1 protein-coding gene is annotated in these 401 nt (G+C 65.3%); it reads left to right on the top strand.

Annotated features, from left to right (window positions below):
* Positions 1-401 (top strand): helix-turn-helix domain-containing protein (locus tag EES38_RS22005; RefSeq protein ID WP_166434336.1); only part of this gene is annotated, 401 nt, incomplete at both ends.

Genomic DNA, 401 nt, shown 5'->3' with positions numbered 1-401 from the left:
CCGGTGCACGACACCGTGAAGAAGACCTGGCGGCACCTCGATTTTTTCCAGCATCAGGCGTTCCTGCATGCGCGGACGCCCCGCATCAGGTGCACCAAGTGCGGCGTCCGGCTGGTCGATGTGCCATGGGCGCGCCCCGGCTCCGGCTTCACGCTGTTGTTCGAGGCGCTCGCCATGACGCTGATCCTCCACATGCCGGTCGCGGCCGCCGCACGCATGCTCGGCGAACACGACACCACGCTCTGGCGCGTCGTGCATCACTACGTCGATGAAGCCCTGGCCGATCTCGATCTGTCCGCGCTGACGCGTGTGTGCATCGACGAAACAGCCGCCAAGCGCGGGCACAACTACATCACCCTGTTCGTCGACATCGATGCGCGCAAGGTCGTCCACATCGCCGA

Origin of the sequence: Vibrio viridaestus (assembly GCF_003856525.1) — a bacterium.
GTDB classification, from domain to species: Bacteria; Pseudomonadota; Gammaproteobacteria; order Enterobacterales; family Vibrionaceae; genus Vibrio; species Vibrio viridaestus.
Note: the sequence above shows the minus strand (reverse complement) of the source record. Positions and strands in the feature narration are given on the sequence as shown.